At 62.4% G+C, this 20,687-nt stretch carries 24 protein-coding genes and 1 pseudogene; 6 read left to right on the forward strand and 19 right to left on the reverse strand.

Annotation, left to right across the window (positions count from 1 at the left end):
- Positions 1-227 precede the first annotated feature (227 nt).
- The 8 genes and pseudogenes from ychF to NMG70_RS07455 all read right to left on the reverse strand — a co-directional run bounded on the left by ychF (position 228) and on the right by NMG70_RS07455 (position 6,742).
- The gene (ychF, locus tag NMG70_RS07420) at positions 228-1,331 is read right to left on the reverse strand and encodes a redox-regulated ATPase YchF (protein WP_254023924.1); all 1,104 of its coding nucleotides are present in this window, start codon (positions 1,329-1,331) and stop codon (positions 228-230) included.
- A 95-nt stretch (positions 1,332-1,426) separates the two neighbouring features.
- Positions 1,427-2,152 carry an aminoacyl-tRNA hydrolase gene (gene pth, locus NMG70_RS07425; RefSeq protein WP_254023925.1) on the reverse strand — a complete coding sequence of 242 codons (726 nt, stop codon included), beginning with the start codon at positions 2,150-2,152 and terminating at the stop codon, positions 1,427-1,429.
- Positions 2,153-2,175: 23 nt separating this feature from the next.
- A complete protein-coding gene (locus NMG70_RS07430; protein WP_254023926.1) occupies positions 2,176-2,814 on the reverse strand; it encodes a 50S ribosomal protein L25/general stress protein Ctc in 639 nt (212 codons plus the stop codon).
- Between the two features lie 365 nt (positions 2,815-3,179).
- On the reverse strand, positions 3,180-3,902 hold the full coding sequence (locus NMG70_RS07435) for a formylglycine-generating enzyme family protein (RefSeq protein ID WP_254023927.1): 723 nt from the start codon (positions 3,900-3,902) through the stop codon (positions 3,180-3,182).
- Entirely contained in the window at positions 3,887-4,918 is a 1,032-nt protein-coding gene (locus NMG70_RS07440) for an aldo/keto reductase (protein WP_254023928.1), read from the reverse strand. The genes NMG70_RS07435 and NMG70_RS07440 overlap by 16 nt, the downstream gene beginning before the upstream one ends.
- Positions 4,919-4,978: 60 nt before the next feature.
- Positions 4,979-5,872 (reverse strand): helix-turn-helix domain-containing protein, encoded by an 894-nt coding sequence (locus tag NMG70_RS07445; RefSeq protein WP_254023929.1) that lies wholly within the window; start codon positions 5,870-5,872, stop codon positions 4,979-4,981.
- Positions 5,873-5,936: 64 nt separating this feature from the next.
- A pseudogene (locus NMG70_RS07450) lies at positions 5,937-6,153 on the reverse strand (hypothetical protein); the annotation flags it as partial.
- 97 nt (positions 6,154-6,250) lie between these two features.
- On the reverse strand, positions 6,251-6,742 hold the full coding sequence (locus NMG70_RS07455; RefSeq protein WP_254023930.1) for a DUF2938 domain-containing protein: 492 nt from the start codon (positions 6,740-6,742) through the stop codon (positions 6,251-6,253).
- A gap of 123 nt (positions 6,743-6,865) precedes the next feature.
- Here NMG70_RS07455 and NMG70_RS07460 point away from each other — a divergent pair, with 123 nt between their 5' ends.
- A complete protein-coding gene (locus NMG70_RS07460; protein ID WP_254023931.1) occupies positions 6,866-7,543 on the forward strand; it encodes an ArsR/SmtB family transcription factor in 678 nt (225 codons plus the stop codon).
- Between the two features lie 198 nt (positions 7,544-7,741).
- Here NMG70_RS07460 and NMG70_RS07465 read toward each other — a convergent pair whose 3' ends face one another.
- A complete protein-coding gene (locus NMG70_RS07465; protein ID WP_254023932.1) occupies positions 7,742-8,098 on the reverse strand; it encodes a LysR substrate-binding domain-containing protein in 357 nt (118 codons plus the stop codon).
- Positions 8,099-8,106: 8 nt separating this feature from the next.
- Entirely contained in the window at positions 8,107-8,748 is a 642-nt protein-coding gene (locus NMG70_RS07470; RefSeq protein WP_254023933.1) for a LysR family transcriptional regulator, read from the reverse strand.
- A gap of 95 nt (positions 8,749-8,843) precedes the next feature.
- Here NMG70_RS07470 and NMG70_RS07475 point away from each other — a divergent pair, with 95 nt between their 5' ends.
- The gene (locus NMG70_RS07475) at positions 8,844-9,836 is read left to right on the forward strand and encodes an SDR family NAD(P)-dependent oxidoreductase (protein WP_254023934.1); all 993 of its coding nucleotides are present in this window, start codon (positions 8,844-8,846) and stop codon (positions 9,834-9,836) included.
- 55 nt (positions 9,837-9,891) lie between these two features.
- Complete coding sequence (locus NMG70_RS07480) at positions 9,892-10,320, forward strand: nuclear transport factor 2 family protein (RefSeq protein WP_254023935.1); 429 nt, start codon at positions 9,892-9,894, stop codon at positions 10,318-10,320.
- A 37-nt stretch (positions 10,321-10,357) separates the two neighbouring features.
- Here NMG70_RS07480 and NMG70_RS07485 read toward each other — a convergent pair whose 3' ends face one another.
- The gene (locus NMG70_RS07485; protein ID WP_254023936.1) at positions 10,358-10,846 is read right to left on the reverse strand and encodes an anthrone oxygenase family protein; all 489 of its coding nucleotides are present in this window, start codon (positions 10,844-10,846) and stop codon (positions 10,358-10,360) included.
- A 123-nt stretch (positions 10,847-10,969) separates the two neighbouring features.
- Between NMG70_RS07485 and NMG70_RS07490 the strand changes: the two genes are divergently transcribed.
- Entirely contained in the window at positions 10,970-11,569 is a 600-nt protein-coding gene (locus NMG70_RS07490) for a TetR/AcrR family transcriptional regulator (protein ID WP_254023937.1), read from the forward strand.
- A gap of 105 nt (positions 11,570-11,674) precedes the next feature.
- Here NMG70_RS07490 and NMG70_RS07495 read toward each other — a convergent pair whose 3' ends face one another.
- Positions 11,675-12,937, reverse strand: a complete 1,263-nt coding sequence (locus NMG70_RS07495) for an MFS transporter (RefSeq protein ID WP_254023938.1) — start codon at positions 12,935-12,937, stop codon at positions 11,675-11,677.
- Positions 12,938-13,055: 118 nt separating this feature from the next.
- Between NMG70_RS07495 and NMG70_RS07500 the strand changes: the two genes are divergently transcribed.
- A complete protein-coding gene (locus NMG70_RS07500; protein WP_254023939.1) occupies positions 13,056-13,946 on the forward strand; it encodes an AraC family transcriptional regulator in 891 nt (296 codons plus the stop codon).
- 46 nt (positions 13,947-13,992) lie between these two features.
- Here NMG70_RS07500 and NMG70_RS07505 read toward each other — a convergent pair whose 3' ends face one another.
- From NMG70_RS07505 to NMG70_RS07535, 7 genes are all read right to left on the reverse strand, one after another.
- Positions 13,993-14,928: a ribose-phosphate pyrophosphokinase gene (locus NMG70_RS07505; protein WP_023799890.1), complete on the reverse strand. Its 936-nt coding sequence runs from the start codon at positions 14,926-14,928 to the stop codon at positions 13,993-13,995.
- 166 nt (positions 14,929-15,094) lie between these two features.
- The gene (locus tag NMG70_RS07510; protein WP_254023940.1) at positions 15,095-15,724 is read right to left on the reverse strand and encodes a hypothetical protein; all 630 of its coding nucleotides are present in this window, start codon (positions 15,722-15,724) and stop codon (positions 15,095-15,097) included.
- A 50-nt stretch (positions 15,725-15,774) separates the two neighbouring features.
- Positions 15,775-16,926 (reverse strand): M24 family metallopeptidase, encoded by a 1,152-nt coding sequence (locus NMG70_RS07515; protein WP_254023941.1) that lies wholly within the window; start codon positions 16,924-16,926, stop codon positions 15,775-15,777.
- Positions 16,926-17,720: a peptidoglycan editing factor PgeF gene (gene pgeF, locus NMG70_RS07520; RefSeq protein WP_254023942.1), complete on the reverse strand. Its 795-nt coding sequence runs from the start codon at positions 17,718-17,720 to the stop codon at positions 16,926-16,928. Before pgeF ends, NMG70_RS07515 begins: the two co-directional genes overlap by 1 nt.
- Positions 17,721-17,834: 114 nt before the next feature.
- Positions 17,835-18,923, reverse strand: coding sequence for a class I SAM-dependent methyltransferase (locus NMG70_RS07525; protein WP_254023943.1), 1,089 nt, complete (start codon positions 18,921-18,923; stop codon positions 17,835-17,837).
- Positions 18,920-19,774, reverse strand: a complete 855-nt coding sequence (lgt, locus tag NMG70_RS07530) for a prolipoprotein diacylglyceryl transferase (RefSeq protein WP_254023944.1) — start codon at positions 19,772-19,774, stop codon at positions 18,920-18,922. The genes NMG70_RS07525 and lgt overlap by 4 nt, the downstream gene beginning before the upstream one ends.
- Before the next feature lie 19 nt (positions 19,775-19,793).
- The gene (locus NMG70_RS07535; RefSeq protein WP_254023945.1) at positions 19,794-20,060 is read right to left on the reverse strand and encodes a hypothetical protein; all 267 of its coding nucleotides are present in this window, start codon (positions 20,058-20,060) and stop codon (positions 19,794-19,796) included.
- Positions 20,061-20,216: 156 nt separating this feature from the next.
- Between NMG70_RS07535 and NMG70_RS07540 the strand changes: the two genes are divergently transcribed.
- On the forward strand, positions 20,217-20,519 hold the full coding sequence (locus NMG70_RS07540) for an accessory factor UbiK family protein (RefSeq protein ID WP_254023946.1): 303 nt from the start codon (positions 20,217-20,219) through the stop codon (positions 20,517-20,519).
- Positions 20,520-20,687 lie beyond the last annotated feature (168 nt).

Below are 20,687 nucleotides of genomic sequence, written 5' to 3' on the forward strand. Positions count from 1 at the left end.
AAGGCGCGCGGAAAGGGCCCGCGCAGTCTCTTCCTTCTCCCCGTGTGGGAGAAGGGCCGAGCGAAGCTCGGTCGGATGAGGGGTGTTCCAGCTTGGCACCAACAGCGCTCCGGCCAACACCCCTCAACCGTCTTGGCGCTGCGCGCCAATCCACCGCCCGGGGCGAGTCACCGGCCTCGCCCGCCCTTCAGGCCCCACAAGGGGAGAAGGAAGAAGCGTCGGTCAGCTCAGGTGTTGAACTTGAACAGCATGATGTCGCCGTCCTGGACGACATACTCCTTGCCTTCGTCGCGTGCCTTGCCGGCTTCCTTGGCCGCCACTTCGCCGCCCAGCGTGACGAAGTCGTTGTAGGCGATGGTCTGGGCGCGGATGAAGCCGCGCTCGAAATCGGTGTGGATGACGCCTGCCGCCTGTGGCGCCTTGGCGCCCTTGTGCACGGTCCAGGCGCGCGTCTCCTTCGGCCCGACGGTGAAATAGGTGATGAGCTGCAGCAGCTCGTAGCCGGCGCGGATCACCTTGTTCAAGCCAGGCTCATCGAGGCCCAGGGTGGCGAGGAATTCCATTTCCTCTTCGTCGCTGAGCTGCGCGACCTCGGCTTCGATCGCCGCGGAAATCACCACGGTGCGGGCGCCTTGCGCGGCAGCCATCTGCTCGACCGCCTTGGTATGCGCGTTGCCGGTGGCGGCGTCGGCCTCGGCGACATTGCAGACATAGAGCACGGGGTGCGATGTCAGCAGGTTCAGCCCCTGCAGGATGCGCAGATCCTCCGCGGAGATATTTTTGAGCAGGATGCGGGCCGGCTTGCCGACCTGCAGGAGTTCCAGAGCGGCTTCCATCAACGGAAGCACGGTCAGCGCCTCCTTGTCCTTGCCGGAAGCGCGCTTGCGGAACTGCACGATGCGGCGCTCGAGGCTGTCGAGGTCGGCGAGCATCAGCTCGGTCTCGACGGTCTCGGCGTCGGCGACGGGATCGATGCGGCCTTCGACATGGGTGATGTCGCCATCCTCGAAGCAGCGCAGCACATGGACGATGGCGTCGACCTCGCGGATATTGGCCAGGAACTGGTTGCCCAGCCCTTCGCCTTTCGAGGCGCCGCGCACCAGGCCGGCGATGTCGACGAATGAGATGCGGGTCGGGATGATCTCCTTCGACTTGCCGATCGCGGCAATTTTTTGCAGGCGCGGGTCGGGCACCGCGACTTCGCCGGTGTTCGGTTCGATGGTGCAGAACGGATAGTTGGCGGCCTGTGCCGCCGCCGTTCTGGTCAGCGCGTTGAAAAGCGTCGACTTGCCGACGTTGGGCAAGCCAACGATGCCGCATTTGAAACCCATTTTTATCCGGTCCTATCGGGAAATCGAAATTTGATGAGGGCTATGGGCGAAAGGGGTGACGAACGTCAAGCCCTGGCCCCGATCCGTGGCCAGGCTCAACCCTTGCCGCCAAACAGCTTCTTCAGCATGGCGGCCATGGGGCCGGTTTCGGGCAGCTTGGCTGCCGGCAGCTGCGGCCGCGCCTGGCGAACGTGGCTTTGTACTTTTGGCGCCTTGGGTGGCGGGCGGTCGTCTTCGCCCGTCGGCGTGAGCTTGTCGCGCAAGGCCAGCGTCACGCGATTCATGAAGGAATTGTCGTCGCCCTTGGCAAGCAGTTCGGCATCGTCGGCGATGGTGTCGAGCAGCACGTCCAGCCACTCGCGGTCGCTTTTGGCGAAATCGCCAAGCACATGGCCATGCACCATTTCCTTGATGCCGGGGTGGCCGACGCCAATACGCACGCGGCGGAAACCCTTGCCGACATGCTGCTCGAGCGAGCGGATACCGTTGTGGCCACCGGAACCGCCACCGACCTTGACCCGCACCTTGCCGGCGGCAAGATCGATCTCGTCATAAAAGACGGTTAGCGCCGAAGCTTCGAGCTTGTAAAAGCGCAGGGCTTCGCCGACCGACTGGCCGGACAGGTTCATGAAGGTCTGCGGCTTGATCAGGATGATTTTTTCGCCGGCAAGCGTGCCTTCGGCGATCAGGCCCTGGAACTTTTTCGACCACGGCGAAAAGGAATGGCGGCGGGCGATTGCGTCCGCCGCCATGAAGCCGACATTGTGCCGATTGTCAGCGTATTTCGCGCCCGGATTGCCGAGGCCTGCAAACAGCAGCATCGTCACCTCCGGGCGAAAAACGATTACTTCTCTTCGTCGGCAGGAGCTGCTTCGGGCTCAGCCGCTTCGACCGTCTCTTCAGGCTCCGGCTTCATCGCCGAGGAGCCGGCAATGGTCGCGACGGTGAAGTCGCGGTCGGAGATCACCGGCTTGACGCCGGCCGGCAGCTTGACCGCCGAGATGTGGATCGAATCGCCGATATCGGTGCCGGTGAGATCGACGGTGATGAATTCCGGGATCGCATTGGCCGGGCAGTGGAACTCGACTTCGTGACGCACGATGTTGAGCACGCCGCCGCGCTTGAGGCCGGGCGACTTGTCCTCGTTGATGAAGTGGACCGGCACGTCGACATTGACTTCGGTGTCCTTGCCGATGCGCAGGAAGTCGACATGGACCGGAAAATCCTTGACCGGGTCGAGCTGGTAGTCCTTGGGCAGGACCTGGATCTTCTTGCCGTCGACATCGATCGTGGCGATCGTGGTCAGGAACCCGCCGCCATGGATCTTGTAGTAAATGTCCTTGTAGGTCAGCGCAATCGCCAGGGGAGGCTGCTTGTCACCGTAGATTACTGCAGGCACTTTACCGTTGCGGCGAACTGCACGGGCGGACCCCTTACCGACCTGTTCGCGCGCTTCGGCCTTGAGCTCGTAAGTATCGCTCATGGCATTTCCTTTCGCGTTGTTCTGGAGCGTTCGCGGCCGGCGAGATGCCTGGGCCGTAAACGTCGAAAGCCGTCATGGCGTTACATGATCTGGTCCAAAATCTTCTTTGGGATCACGTGAGGCCGGACAGCCTTCCGCCGCGTTGCCTCCAAGGGTGTCTACGCGGGTGGCGGCTCTATAGCGGAAGGCGGGGCGGGGTGCAAGGCCGTGGGTCGTGGGGAACTCCGAACGGCACGGATGTGTCTGCCGACCCCGGAACAACAGCCTGTTCCCGCTATGGGCAGACGATCTGAGCTTCCAGCGCGAAGAAGCAAGATCGCCAAAAATGCGGAGCTCCCGCCGATGATAAGCCCGCAACTCAGGATTTATCGGGCACGTCCGTGATCGTAGACACAGCGAAAACCTATGTAGACGACGTAGAAATCGGCAGGTTTCCATTGCATCGCGCTGGACACCATTTCTTCGGCCCCATACCACCAGGAACCACCGGCAGTTAGAGCCGCGGGGCCATCACGATTAGCAAGCCATTCCCACACGTTGCCACCCATATCGTAGAGACCATTGACCCCGACCTGCGTGGTGCCCGCTGCCGCATGGCGCGGCCAAGGATCGTCGCCCCGCGTGTTGGCGCCGACGGGCGTGTCGCCGACAGGATACGCATATTGCCTGCCGGCGATGAAGCCCGCCGATGGGCCAGGGCGGGTTTCGCGATAGGCTGCTCGGTTCCATTCTTCCGAGGTCGGCAAGCGGCCACCGGCCCAGGCGCAATAGGCCGCCGCCTCATGCCAGTTGAGATGAACGGCCGGCTCGCTCGTCGATTGCGGCGCCTCTCCGAAGGGCGTCCGAAACGTCCATCCTGGACGACGCTCCCAGCCCGAGCCCCACTCGTGTCCGCCACCCATGGTTTCGGCGGCCGTCACCATCCCGGTCGCACCGGCGAAGCCGGCGAACTGCCCGATCGTCACTTCGGTACGGTCGATGGCGAACTGTCCCACGACAACTCTTTCGCCGGCGCTGAGCGGGCCGCAGGTTGCCAGAAGAATGGCGATCGAGAGAACTGCCGGAGCATTCTTCAAGCGAAAGGCCACTTCACGACCCCTCCATAGTTCTTTCCTGGATAGGGCGGCTGCCGGAGGGCGTCGGCCACACCGGGAAGGGACGCATAATGGTCCGCCATACGCTCCCGCATCGCCTGATCCGGCAGTTCGCCAAAGAGCGCGCCCATGTTTTCCACGAGATGTTCGGGATTGCTGGTCGCGGGAATCACGACGGTAACGCTGGGGTGCGAAATGATGAACTTGAGAAAATACTCGGCCCAGCTTTCGATCCCCAACTCGGCAGCGAAAGGCGGAAGAGGCTGCCCGGCAACGGGCGTGAACAGGCGCGCCTTCTCGAAGGGAATGTTCACCTGCACGGCGACGCCATTGTCGGCACAGGCCTGCAGCAGTCTCTTTTCCGCCGCCCGCGTATGGATGGTATAGGCGATCTGAACGAAGTCGAGCGTGCCGCCTGCAACCAACCGCTCCATGGTGTCATAGTATTCGGCGCTCCACTGCGTCGCCCCGATATACCGAGTCCGGCCTTCCTCCTTCCATTGGCGCAACAGGTGCAGGACCTGATCGTGGTTCTCGAGACTATGGACCTGCTGGACATCCATCCGGCTGCGCCAGAGGCGCTCGCGCGAGCGAAGAAACTGCGCCTCCGAGTGACTGTTGTCCGAGAGGTATTCGCCCGTTGTCCAGGTCTTGTTGGTGATGAAAATGTCGTCGGCTATGCCAAGTTCGATCATGAAATCGCCGACGCTGACCTCGGACATCCCATACAGCGGCGATGTGTCGATGACGCGCCCGCCCATCTCATGGAAGGAACGGATGATCTCGCGAATGTGGTCTCGCGGTTCACCGGGCATGATGTCGAATGTTTCGAAAGTGCCCAGACCGACGGCGGGGATCATCTCGCCCGTCTTGGGGATTGGCCGCATGATGGCCGAGCGCTCTTGCGCGATTGCCTTGATGGGAAATTGGCTGGCCGCGGCCACGGCGGCCAGCGTTGCAGTGGAACGGAGAAAATGGCGGCGGGTGGTGAGAAACTCGGGACGAGACATCGAGGGCACTCCGTTTGATGTGCGTGCAAGCTAGCCAAAAACACGGAGCAAATGCGCGCCTCATCCTGACCGGATCGCTTCATCCTGATCGTTTCTTGCTGGGACGGCGACCGCTCGAAACTCACGTCGATACTCCGACGGCGTCGTGCCGAGTACGGCACGGAACAGCCTCGCAAGGTGGCTGGGGCTCATCAAGCCCACTTCGAGAGCGATACGGTTAACGGAACAATCCGTCTGAGCCAGCAATGAAGCCGCGCGCTCTACGCGCCGCTCAGAGATCGCCTGAACGGGCGTGCGGCCCGCCGCGCCCCGAAAGGCCCGGTAGAAATGGCCTTCTGAAATACCGAGCGGAGTGGCCAAATCGGCGATCTGGATCGGCTGTGGCAGCATATGATCGATGCGGTCCATCGTCATACGCAGCTGCCTGGGCGAGAGTTGCCGGATACCCTTGGCCCCAACGGGGCGACCGGATCGACGCAGCAGATATTCGGCAAGCGCCATCGTCATGACGCTGCAATAAGTGGCGTCGAGCGCGCCATCGATGGACAGCAGATTTTTCATTTGCGTTATCAGACCATACAAAAATGGTTCCGAAGGTTCGATGAAAGGAGCTATCGACATGATGTCTGCGGCGACGGATCCCGGATGCACGGCGATCGCACCCCACTCCCATGCGACGTGCTCCAGGGAGAGCCGCCGTTCGCAACCCGCAGGCAGGAAGGACACGGTTCCCGCTCGGTCTCGGCCGGAATACCGCAGACCGCTGTCAGTCCTGAACTCATGCCGGATGGCTCCACCCTTTGTAGTTGCCATGATCAGGTGACAATCGGAGCGAATATTGCCTTCCACCGCACGGGTATAGCGACGCGCAGCTGTCTCAAACCTGCCCCCTTGCCAGCCGCAGGTGGCTTGGCTCTGAGGCCGCGGTGAGACAGTCCAGGTCGCGCCGGTCATTAGCTCCGTCATACCAATCTCTCGGTCGTTTAGAATCCCAAGATGGAAAGGGACGGCGGCGAAATCAACCGTGCAGTTCGTCACGCTCCCGAAGGCGACGAGTTCGGCAAAACACCGTCAACAGGTCAAGCAGCGGCATGAGGAGCAAACCTGAAAGGCGAAGTCGATGCCCTTATGTCGACGACGACCCCAGGCCCGGCGGCGAGGCCGCCTATGCCGAAGGCAAAGCCGAATAAGATACCGGCGAACATGCCGACCCGGCCGGTCACCAGTCGGCCTGCGGGCAAGCCGTTGCAGGCATGGATAGTGTCTCGCTTTGAATTTCCCATTTTCAAACATTTGGGTCATGTCTTGAAAGCCGACCGCAATCGATCGGTGTCAGACCGGAAACAGCAGTGCCGAAAGCAACGCAGCGACATACAGCCCGACCCCGAAGGACAGATGAGTCATGAGGCCGCGCAGACGCGCGGTGCTCGGATTGGGCGTTTTCGAGGCTGCAATTCCGGCTCCAAAGGCTGGCTGCATTACGAAAAACGGGGCGACGACAGTGGACATGCCGACAACAAGGGCGGGAAGCAATGTCGGGTGTCGCGCCCAGTCGAGGCCCCAAACTCCCATCAGCAATGCAGCAAAGACGATGCCGATCGCGTAATGCGCGACCCACCCAATAGGCGTTTCGCCGCGAATTCGGGGAGCCTGCGCGATATTCGCATGCGCGAAGCGGCCTCGCGGAAAGTGGCCGATCCAGCGGCCGACCCAGGCATAATCAAAAGGCGTAATCGCGAACGTTCGTTTCAGAAACAATCCCCAAAGATCCATCACCGCCGTCGCCCCCGTTCCGATCGCGGCAGCGCGGACGACGAACTCCAACTGCTTGTTCATTTCTATGCTCCTGTGTTGCCCATGCTGCCGTCTTCGGCGTCAGACACTAGCCGATGAAAATCAGTCATTCAATGTATTGATTGATTAATTGATTGATGATAGAATTGCAGTATGAAAAACGCAGATGTCCATCATCCGATCTTTGACGAGATAGCCGATCTCGCCCGCACGCTGGGGCATGCACACCGGCTGGTTCTTCTCCGCCACATTGCCGACGGCGAACTGGCCGTGGAGCAGCTCACGCAACTTTCCGGGATCGCCTTGGCCAACACGTCGCAGCATCTTCAACAGCTCAAGCGGGCCGGCTTGGTGCAGACCCGGCGAGACGGGAAACGCGTGCTTTATCGTTTGGCCGATGGCCCGATCGAAAACGTGCTTGGGGCCTTGCGCAGCCTTGCAAACCACAGGCGCGAGCAAATCCGCGAGCTTATCGATGACACTATGAGCCGGCCGGACAGTCTGGAGAGCATCTCGCGCGAGGAACTCGTGCGCCGCATGCGGGACGACGAAATCGTGCTGCTCGACGTTCGGCCGCGAGAAGAATACGCGGCCGGGCATTTGCCGGGCGCGATCAACATCCCCGTGGGTGAGCTGGAAGAACGACTTGCGGAGCTTCCACGAGAGAAGGTCATCGTCGCCTATTGTCGTGGTGTCCAGTGCGTTCTCTCTGCCGACGCGCTGGCAATTTTGAGGGCGCGAGGCTGGGACTCACGGCGGTTCGAAGGCGGCTTGCCCGAGTGGCTGAATTCAAGCCTTGATGACGACGGCATGAACTACGAAAGCGGCTGATAGAAGCCGAGCGGCGTCGCCGGCCAAAGCCGCAAAATGAACGAACTTAGAACCGCTGCCCGAACTCGGCCCTACTATGGGCTTGGCGGGTACTGATGTCGGTGGCCGCGACGCAAAGCGACGTCGTGCGAGGCTATGGCTGGGCATTCGGCGCTGCATGCCTCTTTTACCTGGCTGCGGCCGCGGCTGCGATGAGGCTCACCAGGCAGGGTGCTTGCGCAAGGACCGCTCCGAACCCTTATCCCATTTGATCGAGCCGGGACGAAGCTCACCCGGTAGTGGCCCAGCCTGCATTGCTGCTGCTTTGGCGTGACGCGCCAGCATGACCTCACTCTCGGCGACGACGTGATCGATAAAGGCGCGCTGGGCCGCCGGCATGTGTCGGTTGCTCGGAAATACGACGTGAAACGCGCCGCCATCCTGCCGGCAATCGCCAAGAACACGCACCAACCTTCCCGATAAAAGGTCGTGCGCCGCAACGCCGAGCGGCAGCAGGGCGATGCCGACACCGGAACGCGCAGCGCGCAGGGCAGCCTCGGCATTGTCGACAACCATCCGCGGTCTCAGCGTGCATCGACAGCGCTGCCCAAAACCTGCAACGCGACGCTTCGTGGCTCAAGTGTACCGCCGAGCAGGATCAGGTCATGATCGTCCAGGTCGCCGAGCGTCGTCGGAGCATGACGGCTCCGTAGATACTCCGGGCTGGCAACGAAGATACCTTCGACCGCGCCAAGACGTCGCGCAACGAGGCTCGAATCCGGCAGCCGGCCGGTCCTCAGTGCGACGTCGATGCGCTCCGCGACCAGATCGACATGTTTGTCGGTAAGGCGCAACTCGATGCTCACCTTCGGGTGCTGTGCCAGGAACGATGCTATCCAGTCCATGAGATGGTGCGTGCCCAGATAGATCGGCGCCGAAACGCGTAGGCGTCCCTCCGGCTCGGCACGAGCCGCTCGCACGAACTCTTCGGCCGATTGCAGGTGAGCGAAGCCGCGCTCGGCTTCTCGATGAAACGTCGCACCCAGCGCGGTCAACGTCACTTTCCGGGTCGTTCGATGCAGCAGTCGAACGTCCAACTCGCTCTCCAACTGCGCCACGCCCCGGCTGACCGTCGCCTTGCGAACGCCCAACGCGCGTGCGGCTGCGGAGAAGCCGCCGGTCTCAACCACCTTCAGAAATAGGGCGATGTTTCCAGGATTCGCCATTGGTACAAATTTTCGAACGAACTTTCTCTAATGTCATGTCTAGCATGCCGGTGCCGACGCCGTCATCTTCTGAACTCCCAACAGGAGTGAAGGTTATGCCAGGTGGAAGGAGCATATCTCGGCGCAACGTCATCAAGACCGGCGCAGCCTTGGCGGTGGTAGCCGCCGCGCCTGCATTCGCGCAGCCGGCGCCTTCGGCCCCGAAGGTTGTCCTGATAACGGGGAGCAGTTCCGGCTTCGGTCGGTTGATGGCGGAAGGGTTTGCCCGTAGCGGAACACGCGTCCTCGCCACGATGCGCGATGTCCGCGAACGTAACGCGCAAGCGGCCGCGGACCTCGGCGCGCTCGCTTCGAACGGCTTGCCGCTGGACGTCGTCGAGATTGATGTGCTGAGCGATGAGTCGGTCACCGCAGGCGTCGCCCGCGCAGTGGAGTTGGCCGGGCGCATCGACATTCTGGTCAACAATGCCGGTATCGCCGTACCGGGTCCTGTCGAGCTTCAGCCGCTGAGCTACTTCGCCTCCAACATCGACACCAATATGGGCGGCGCGCTCCGCATGTGCCGGGCCGTGCTGCCGGTGATGCGGACGCAGGGCAGTGGCACCATCATCCAGATGTCGAGCGCGCTCGGCCGCGCCATCGACCCAATGCTCGGCGGTTACTGCGCGTCGAAACTGGCGGTGCAGGCGGCCGCCGACGCACTGGCCTACGAAGTGGCGGCATCAAACATCGAGGTCACGATCGTGCAGCCCGCCGGCGCTTATCCGACCAAATTCCAAGCGAACGCCAAGCGCTACTGGCAGGCCATGATCGACCAGCCGGGCCAACCGAACCAGGCGGCGCTTGCTGCCTATCGGACGCACATTGAGGCGATGCTGACGGATCTGGCGCCTGATGCAGAACTCGATCCGAAGGAGGTCTCCGATGCTGTCATTGCGCTGGCCGGGATGGAGTTCGGCACAAGGCCCGGACGCCTTGCCGTCGGCCCCTACAAGGACGGGCTCGATCCCGTGAACGCGGCACATGACGCGCTGCAGTCCGAAATGATCGCGCATAACCGCATCGCCGATCTGTTGAAGCTGCGGTGAGTTGCAGGCCGCGCTGCCGTCTTTGCTGAAACGATCCTTCAAGCCGAGGGCAGCCATGAAAACCTTAGCCCATTCCGCGTCGACGGAACCGACCGAAGAAGCCTTGCGCGCCGCAGATCACATGCAATTAAAGGCCGGATCGAGTGGCGATCCGGACGCCATGGCGGCAATCCAGCATCCTAACTATCTCGGCAACGCGCCGAACAATCGCGTCGTCGATGGCGAAGCGGTCCGCTCGCTCATGGCATCCGGGGCGATCGCCAGCGACAGCTTGGACCGGACGATCGAACGCATTGCCATCACCGCAAACGTCGGCGTTGTTATGGGTCGAGAGACCATCGTTGCCACCTCAGGCAGCATCTCGGCCGAAATGTTCTCCGGGGGACCGCTCGAGCGCCGGTTCACCAACGTCTACGTTTGGAGCGACGCGCGTTGGCGCCTGCTGGCAAGGCATGCCAATGTCATCCACAGCAGCCTTGGCTGATGTCGGCTGATCGCCTTGCTCCGCTGAACGCTCCCGGTCACAATCTCGCCAGACCGAAGCCGGCAAAAGCCAGGGCGATACCTGATGCGATGGTTCGCGCCTGGTTCCAGAACTGCCACCGTTGTGAATAGTCCTGCCAGATCTCTCGCGCAGTCTCGATATCCCTGGGGACGGGAGTTGCGGCCAATGCCTCGTTCATCGGCACGTTCACCGCCAATGTGAGGAAGAGGCCCGATGTCAGATAGACGAGCGCCGCCGCAGCGAACCAGAACGCAGGCGATTTGCGGCCATTGAAACGCATCGCGGCAGCCGTGAGCCCGAGGACGACCGGCGTCAGAAAGAATGCGGGAAAGAACACGGCGTTGCGAACCGATGCATTCATCGCCTGCATAGCCTCGATCGCCACTCGCGGATCAGTCTGGTCGAGCCCCCACATTGTGGAGCAGACCCAGGCGTAGAAAAATCCGAAGATCGCCCCGCAAAAGACGATCGAGGTGACCGACAATCCTACGACCATCCCAGGCATAGCTGCTTCCACTAAACCGTATCGTCGTGTACGCTTTCACATATACGTACAAAAGTGTACGGTTCTGGTCAAGCGGTTTCGAAGATCGGCACAGTTAGGAGATTGGCAGTTTCGGAGATTGGAATGCGCGAAGACAGCAAGGCTGCGCGGCGGGCACAGATCGAGCGGGCAGCCTACAAGCTTCTCAAGGAGAGAGGCTACGGCGGCACTTCCATGCTTGGCATAGCCAAAGAGGCAAAGGCATCAAACGAGACCCTTTATCGCTGGTATGGCGACAAGAAGGGCCTGTTCAAGACGATGGTCGAAAACAATGCAAGGATGACGAAGGCGGCACTGGATGCGGCAATCAGGGACGAAGCCGATCCTCTGGCAACCCTTGAAGATGCTGCTCCGATCCTCCTTTCGATGTTGCTTGGCGAGCGGGCAATTTCCCTGAACCGCGCGGCTGCTTCTGACGAGAGTGGCGAATTGGGTGCGACGATCGCCGCAGGGGGCCGCGATTCGGTATTTCCGCTGATCGAGAAATTGATCCAGCGCGGCTTGGAGCGCAGTGCGCTGGCCGCCCCATCTGCGCGCATAGCGGCCGACTGGTTCTTGAATCTGCTGATAGGTGATCTGCAGATCCGACGGGTCATTGGCACTCTGCCGGTTCCTTCAGACAAGGACATCCATTCAAGAGCGGTTGCCGCGATCAGTGCGTTTAGAAAGCTCTGCAGCACGTGACGGCAAAGATCGACCTGCGACCGTTCTCACACGTAGGGTGAGCAGGAGACGGCTGCTCCTGAGAGCAATGACAGCCTGGCTTAAGGCCGAAATCCAACTCAAGCTTCACCCGATCGTGGTCTCCTCCTCGAGCTTCCCCGCTTGCCTCATATTGGGAAGAAAAACCGTCAGCAGCCCGAGCAGCGGCAAATACGAGCAGATCTGAAAGACGAAGTCGATGCCTTTCAGGTCGGCGACGACGCCGAGCACGGCGGCGGCGATGCCGCCCATGCCAAAGGCGAAGCCGAAGAAGACGCCGGCGATCATGCCGACGCGGCCGGGCACCAGTTCCTGGGCGAAGACGACGATGTTCGGGAAGGCCGAGGACAGGATCAGGCCGATCAGCACGGTCAGGATCATGGTCCATTCGAAATTGGCGTAGGGCAAGGCCAGCGTAAAGGGCAGCACACCGACGATCGAGAACCAGATCATCGCCTTCTCCCCGTAGCGATCGCCGAACGGGCCGCCGAGCAGGATGCCCAGCGCCGAGGCGCCGAGGAACAGGAACAGCATGACCTGCGACATCTGAACCGAAACGCCGAATTTATCGATGGCGTAGAAGGTGTAGTAGCTGGCGAGGCTGGCAACGTAGGCGTTCTTGGTCAGCACCAGCAGGGTCAGCACCGCCAGCGCGCCGATCACCTTGCGGCGCGGGAAGGGCGAGACGAAGCCTGCCGCCTTGCGGCTGGCAAGCGAGGCGCGCAGGCGGCTGTACCAGCCGCCGACCCGCCACAGCACGATGATGCCGATCAGCGAGCCGACGGCAAACCACGCGATGCTGGTCTGGCCGAAGGGCACGACGATGAAGGCGGCCAGCAGCGGCCCGATGGCCTGGCCGAGATTGCCGCCGACCTGGAACAGCGATTGCGCCAGGCCGAACCTGCCGCCCGAGGCGAAGCGGGCGATGCGCGAGGATTCCGGATGGAAGATTGCCGAGCCGATGCCAATCAGTGACGCGCCGATCAGCAGCAGCCAATAATGTCCGGCATAGGCCAGCACGATCAGGCCGATCAGCGAAGACGCCATGCCATAAGGCAGCGAATAGGGCATCGGCCGCTTGTCGGTGACCATGCCGATCAGCGGCTGCAGCAATGACGCCGTCACCTGGAAGGTGAAGGTCAAAAGGCCGATCTGCCAGAAATCGAGACCATAATTGTCCTTCAGCAGTGGATAGATGGCCGACAGCAGCGACTGCATGATGTCGTTGACGCAGTGGCAGAAGCTCACCGCAAGGATGACGCTGAAGGCCGTCGCTTGCGCCGAAGTGTGGCTGGCCGTCGCCGGCGCGGCGGCGGCGGTGGCTGTCGTATCGGTCAAGGCAGGCTCCATGGTCTCTTTGGCGGACGCTGCCGCAGGCGGCCCTTATGGCCCGCTGCCTTATAAGTTACTTGCCGGGCGACTTCTTTCGTGGTTTGGTCCAAAAGTTTCGCGAGTGGGCCATTAGCCAATGCCGCATGGCAACGAAATCTTCAAAGCGGGCGAGACCGATCTCGACCAATTTACCGATCTCGGGCACTTCACCGATCTCGGGCAGTTGCATCAGCGCCGCTGGCAGTGGCTGGAGCAGGCCGTCGGGCCGGCGGTGGCCCTGCCGACCGAATATCCCGACGGTTACCACGTGCCGCAGCACCGTCACAGTCGCAGTCAGTTGCTGCATGCGCTTGTCGGCGTCGTGCTGGTGACGACGCGGCATGGGCGCTGGATGGTGCCGCCCGATCATGCGATGTGGATTCCTGCCGGCACCGAGCATTCCGTCGAGATGCTTGGCGACGTAAGCATGCGCTCGGTCTATGTGATGCCGGACGCCATCGCCGGGCTGCCGGATGGCTTGCGCGTCGTCGGCATCACCGATCTGATGCACAGCCTGATCGTGGAATCGGAAAAGCTGCCGCAGGGCGCCGAGCTTGAGGGGCGCGGCGGGCTGATCATGAGCCTCCTGCTGCATGAAATCCCGAACCTACCGGAACGGCCGCTCGGCCTGCCTTTTCCTTCGGATCCAAGGCTCGCGGCACTGTGCCGGCGCTTCGTCGCAGCACCCTCGCCGCACGCGACGATCGATGAATGGGCCGATATCGTCGGCATGAGCCGGCGTTCCTTCACCCGCGCCTTTCATCGCCAGACCGGATTGTCGTTGTCGACATGGCGCCAGCAGGCCTGCCTGTTCGCGGCCTTGCCGAGGCTGGCCGACGGCGAGCCGATCACAAGGGTGGCGCTCGATCTCGGCTACGACAGCGTGCCGGCCTTCATCACCATGTTCAAGCGAATGCTGGGGGCGTCGCCACGCGGCTATATGCGCGGCTCAAGGGACAACATCAGGATGTCGACGGGTAGCGCATGACCCCGAAAGGATCATGCGCAAAAACAAGATAGCGCGGGCAGAGATTTCAGTCGAACAGGCTCGACACCGACTCTTCGGTCGCCGTGCGCGAGATCGCCTCACCCATCAGGTCGGCGATGGAGACAACGCGGATGTTGCTGGCGTCGAGCACCGCCTGGGTCGGCTGGATGGAATCGGTGATGACCAGTTCCTGCAGTTTCGAGGCGCCGATGCGGGCGATGGCGCCGCCCGACAAAACGCCATGGGTGGTGTAGGCGGTGACGCTGGTGGCGCCGGCGGCAAGCAGCGCATCGGCCGCATTGCACAAGGTGCCGCCCGAATCGATGATGTCGTCGATCAGCAGGCAATCCTTGCCGCGCACGTCGCCGATGACGTTCATCACTTCCGATTCGCCGGGGCGCTCGCGACGCTTGTCGACGATGGCAAGCTGGGCATCGATGCGCTTGGCGAGCGCGCGGGCGCGGACCACGCCGCCGACGTCCGGCGACACGACCATGACATTGGCAAGCCGCTTGTATTTCGCCTTCACGTCGCGGGCCATGACCGGCACCGAGAAGAGATTGTCGGTCGGGATGTCGAAAAAGCCCTGGATCTGGCCGGCGTGGAGATCCAGCGTCAAGACGCGATCGACACCCGCCCGGGTGATCATGTTGGCGACCAGCTTGGCCGAAATCGGCGTGCGGCCCGAGGCGCGGCGGTCTTGCCTTGCATAGCCGAAATAGGGAATGACCGCGGTGATGCGCTTGGCTGACGAGCGCATGAAGGCATCGATCATGATGAGCAACTCCATCAGGTGATCGTTGGTCGGAAACGAGGTGGACTGCAGGATGAAGACATCCTCGCCACGCACATTCTCCTGTATTTCGACGAAGATTTCCTGATCGGCGAAGCGCCTGACGCTGGCTTTGCCCAGCGGGATGTTGAGATAGCGGGCGACCGCTTCGGCCAGCACCCTGTTGGAATTGCCCGCGAAAAGCTTCATGCACCGTTCCTGGTGAAGGATGGAGACTCTGGCAGACTCTCTTGAGCCCCTTAGTCGGGGCTTTTAGCGGCCCGTGCCGGTATTGCAAGCGTCGTGATCGGAATCCGCCGGCTAATCTCAATATACATGAACGGCGAGGAAAGCCGGCAACATGTCAGCCCGCCGGTCAGCCCGCTTGGCCGCCAAGCCATGTGGCAAACTGGTCGATGGTCTGGTCGGCGATCGCCTGCATGGTCTCCGGCGCGACCGCAGCCCAGCCTTCGCCATCATTGACCGAGGGCGCCTTCTGCTGGCCGTTGATGCGATGCAGCCGGTTGCCTGCCGGGTCATAGACGTCCCAGACATAGATGACGGTGGTATCCTTGCCTTCCGACATCGTCGAGAAATAGCCCTTCAGCACGTGCGTCGGGGTCTGGCCGGCGCTTCCTGCCAAGGTGATGCCGCGCTGCTTGGCTCGCGTCTGAAGCTGCGCGGTCAATGGCGTCGCGGCTTCCACCGACGCGCCTACGATCGGCGCCACCTGCAGACGGGTGCGTGCGATGACGGCGGCGCTCTTTGCCGGCGGCACGGTCGTGGTTGCGGGCTGTGCAGGGGCGGAAGACTGGGCCGTAGCGGAAGGCTGGGCGGTGGTTGCAGGTGCGGTGGCCGTTGCAGCCGTGCCGCTTCCGGCCGTTGGCACGGCCTGCGTCGACTGCGGGGCGATGGCCGAGGGTTCGAGAACGTCCTTCGCGTTGGTGCAGGCGGCCAGCGTCAGCGCCGCGAGCAATGACACGGTCGTCGCATGCGATCGCCTCATTTGCCTCAAAACTCCCTGGCGATGAACGCCTCTTGCTTACCATTATGGATTCATTGCACAATCAAGTCGAGATCAAGGCGGGACAGCGGCTTCGGCTGCGATTCAGTCGTCAGATAGGTGCGGCCAAGCGTCATTGCCGTCTCGGTTTCGGAGTCCATGATGATCATGTGGGCGAACAGCGTCATGTTTGGCGCGATCGGTTCGGGATTGCCTTGATAGAACATCGGCATGTCCATCCATGATGGGGTGAAGCGGGCGCCGAGCGAATAGCCGCAGGCGTTGAGCCGGTGCTTGGTCAAATTGTGCGTTTCGAGCGTGCGGGCATGCGCGTCGAACACGTCGCCGAAGGTATTTCCCGGTGTCATCGCTTTTTCGACCGCCAGAAGTGCGGCGCGCGCCGCATCGAACAGTTCCTGGTGACGTTTCGACACTTTGCCGGTCAGCACCGTGCGCATCATCGCCGCATGGTAATGGTGGAAGACGCCGGCCCATTCGAGCGTCAGCTGGTCGTTTTTGCTCAGTTTGCGACGGCCAGCCTTGTAACGGCAAAGCAGTGCGTCCACGCCTGAGCCGATGATGAACTCGTTGGCCGGATAGTCGCCGCCGCCGGCAAAGATCGCGCCCTGCATGGCGGCGAGGATCAAGGCTTCGTCGCCACCCTGCTTGATCAGCGGCAGGGCCGCGTCCAACGCGTCGTCGGCGAGATTTGCGGCCTTTTCCACCTTGGCGATCTCGGCCGGGCTCTTGAACAGGCGCAACCGGCTGACGATGCCGGACGCGTCGGCGATCTGGCCAAAGGTCTGCAATTGCTCGTCCAGGCGCCGGCCATTGTAGGCGGTCAGGCCGTGGGTGTCGTATTCGACGCCGATGCGGGCGCCGAGCAGGTCGAGGTCGTTGAGCAAATTGCGCAGGTCGATCGCCGGATTGGCGCCGTCGCGATCGGTCCACAGCACGATGTCGTCGATGATCGAGGTGTGGCGCGCCTGGCGCAGATCGGCCGAGCGCGTGAGCAGGATCATCGAACCGTCTGCCTTCACCACCAGGCACTGGAAGAAGCAGAAGCCAAACGTGTCGTAGCCAGTCAGCCAGTACATGCTCTCCTGCGCAAACAAAAGGACGGCATCGAGCTTCTTCTCGGCGATCTCGATCATCAGCCGATCGCGCCGCGCGTCAAATTCCGACCGTTCGAAATGCAGCGCCATTATTCTGTCTCCAAAACGATTGCCGAAATCTGCCGCCCGTAATCCGGCTCCTTGCGATGGGTGCTGCGCCGGTAGGAATAGAACAGATCCTCCTCGGCGTAGGTGCAGCGGCCGAGCCCATCGGCGGTGACGCCGGCCCGGGTCAGCCGATCGACCGTATAGCGGCTGAGGTCGAACATTGCATGTTCCGGCTTCGCGGCGGGCCCGAAATAGCGGATATTGTCGGCATCGGCCGCGACGAAACGGGCGATGAATTCCGGGCCGACTTCATAGTTTTCCGGGCCGATGGACGGGCCGAGGACCGCAACGATGCGCTCGCGCCGGGCGCCGAGGCTTTCCATCGCCGCAATGGTGTTTTCCAGCACCCCTGACAAGGCGCCCTTCCAGCCGGCATGCGCTGCGCCGACGATACGCGCCTCGGCATCGGCGAACAGCACCGGTCCGCAATCGGCCGTCGAGGCGCCAACCGCAATCCCCGGCCGGTCGGTGACGACAGCGTCGGCCTTCGGCCGCTCGCCGGGAAAAGGCTCCCGGGCGATGACGACGTCGGGCGAATGGATCTGGTGGGCGGTCAACAGATGGCTCGCCGGCACGCCCATCCAGTCGGCGACGCGGCGGCGGTTCTCGGCGACCTGCGTCAGGTCGTCGCTCGAGCCGGTGCCGATGTTGAGGCCCTGATAGATGCCGCTGGAGACGCCGCCAACACGGGTGAAATAGCCGTGGCGAATGCCTTGCGCCCGCGCTTTCTCCAGCAAGGGCGACCGAACGGGATCCGGTTTGGTCTGATTCAGCATGGCTGCGTTGTTGTCCGTGAGAGCGATTTCGTCAAGCCACAGTGCAAGGATGGCGACAGTCCAGAGATGGCGACAGTCGGAAGGCGGGAGAGTGGGAGAGGCGGCGGTGAAAAGTCAATCCGCCGTTGCAAAGGGCGGAACGGCGATGCCGGCAGGCAGGATGGCAAGCACCTTGAACAGGTCGCCCATGGCTTGCGGGCCGGCGAGGCGTTCGACCTCGCCTGCAATCTTTTCGCGAGCCGCCTCATTGGCATTGGCGCCGAGCTGGCCGGCGCGTTCGAGGAGGCCCATTTCCACCAGGAATTCGCCTTGCGTGGAGAGATGGGCATCGAGGCCATGCGCCCGCACGATCGTGGCAAGGGCGGCGAAATCGACATGGGCGGTAAGATCGGCCTCGCCCGGATTGGCCAGCACATCATCGTGATCGTGCTTGCGCAAGGCCTGCAACGTGTCGCCGATCCCTGGCTGAAGGTAGCCATAGTCGAGGAACAGGCCGGCGCCGCCGAGCCCGGCCAATCGCTCGGCGATGCTCGCCATCAGCGCGGCTCGGGCCGGCGCGACCTCGATGATCGCGCCCTGTGGCGCGTCTTCGGCATCGTCCGGCAACAGCCTCGGGTCGACCGAGCCGGCGCCGGCGAAGAAATGCAATTCGTCCGCGTCATCGATACCGATCATTCGTTCGCGCCAGCCTGTTCCGGCGCGGACGAACTGGCGGATCGGCACCGCGTCGAACAATTCGTTGCCGACGATGAAAAGCGGGGTCTGCGGCAGCGTGTCGATGCTTTCGTGCCAGCCGATCGCGCTAGGCGTGGCGGCAAGCGTTTGCCTTTGGACATCGGCCAGTCGCGGGCTGGTCTCGATCATGGCGAACGATGCACCGGCGGTCAGCGCCGGATCGAGCCGCGAAAGCGTGCGCAGCATGTCCTTCATCAATGTGCCGCGGCCGGGGCCAATCTCGGCGATGGTGACCGGCATCGGCCGGCCGGTCGCCAGCCAGGCTTCGTAGAGCCAGACGGCGATCAGCTCGCCGAACATCTGGCTGATCTCCGGCGCGGTGACGAAGTCGCCGGCAGCCCCGAACGGCTCGCGCGTCGTGTAATAGCCGTCCAGCGGATCGAACAGGCAAAGAGCCATGTAGTGGTTGACGGGGATCGGCCCCGCCGCAGCGATCAGCTCGGCGATGCGGGTTTTCAGCCGGGTCATACCGGCTGGGGTTGTGTTACCGGCTTCGCAGTCGCCATCGCCCATATGCCGGCCAGCAGCATCGGCAGCGACAGCACCATGCCCATCGTCAGCCAGCCGGTGCCGAGGAGGTAGCCGAGCTGCTGGTCGGGCTCGCGGAAGAATTCGACAAAGATGCGCGACAGGCCGTAGCCGGCGATGAAGGCGCCGCCGACGAAGCGAGGCGTCTTCAGCTTGAGCCTGGAATGGGTGAGGAAGCGCAAGACCAGGAACAGCACCAGGCCTTCGAGCAGCGCCTCGTAGAGCTGGCTCGGATGGCGCGCAAAGGGCCCGCCATTGGGGAATTCGACCGCCCATGGCACGTCGGTCGGCCTGCCCCAGAGTTCGGAGTTGATGAAATTCGCCAGGCGGACCAGGCCAAGGCCGACCGGCACGCCGGCCGCCACCACGTCGAACAGCGACCATGTGCGGATGCCGCGCGACCAGGAAAACAGCGTCATGGCGAGGACGACGCCGAGCAGCCCGCCATGGAACGACATGCCGCCCTGCCAGACGGCAAGGATATCGAAGGGTTGAGCGATGTAGCGCGGCAGGTCGTAAAACAGCACGTAGCCGGTGCGCCCGCCAAGCACCACGCCGATAGCCGCCCAGACGATGAAGTCGTCGAGATCCTCGGGCTTCATCGGCACGGTGCCGTCAGGCCAGAGCCTCGCATTGGCGACGAGCCGCTTGGCATACCACCAGGCGAAGAGAATGCCGACGATGTAGCCGACGCCATACCAATGCACCGCCAGCGGCCCGATCTGGACGATGACCGGGTCGATGTTGGGGAAGGGAAGGACGGCCAGCGGCAGCATAAAATACTCGCTCAACAGGATCTCCCGGTTGCGATCACATTCGGGCGCGGACCATGCGGCAGGGTTTTGACGGGGTCAAGACGATGCTGGCGCGGCAAATACGGGTTCGGGAAGCGGGCAAATCGTGCCGGTACTGCCGCCTCAGCGCTTGGTCCCGGCCAATGCCTTGATATTTGGCCTCCAGGCGGTCAAGCACCTCTTCCGCAGCCTTCACTCGCCCTGCGTCGGCATCGCCGATGCCTTTCGCGAGCGCGGCGTCGAGTGCGGCAAGACGCTGGTCCAAATTCGCCCTGATAGCCATTGCAGACCCCCGTCAAACTGCTCTTCCTTGGATGGTACCAGCTATGGCTTGCGAGGTCAGGTCAAATTGCATCCGACTTGATGACGCAGCAGCCTCAACGTTCTTGCATTCCGCGTCGCGCGCCACTACGTCAAATCGAGCAAGCGAGGATCTGCCATGTCGACCGGACCGAACCGCATTCTCGATGAATTCGCCAAGCTGATGACCGACGCTGCGGGTGCCGCGCAAGGCGTGCGCCGCGAAGTGGAAACCGCCTTCAAGGGGCAGGCCGAGCGCGTTCTCAACTCGATGGACCTGGTGCAGCGCGAAGAATTCGAAGCTGCCCGCGACATGGCGGTAAAAGCCAGGGAAGAAAACACCCGTCTGGCTGCCCGCGTCGAAGTGCTTGAGGCGAAGCTCGCCGACCTGACCGGGCAGGCCGCGCCTGCGGCTGCGGCAAAGCCCAGATCAAAAAAATAATCGTTAAACTTTTCCACAAAGCACAATCGCAAAAAGCGCTTTGTCGTGAATCGCTTACCGGCATTGCGTGAATCTTTGTGACAGCGGCTTTCCACATGCGAATGACGCAGCGCGAAAAAATGGGCTGGTCACGCGAGTCCCGATCAATAGACTGAATTTGTTGCATGA

The organism is Mesorhizobium ventifaucium (genome assembly GCF_935822925.1).
Classification (GTDB): domain Bacteria; phylum Pseudomonadota; class Alphaproteobacteria; order Rhizobiales; family Rhizobiaceae; genus Mesorhizobium; species Mesorhizobium ventifaucium.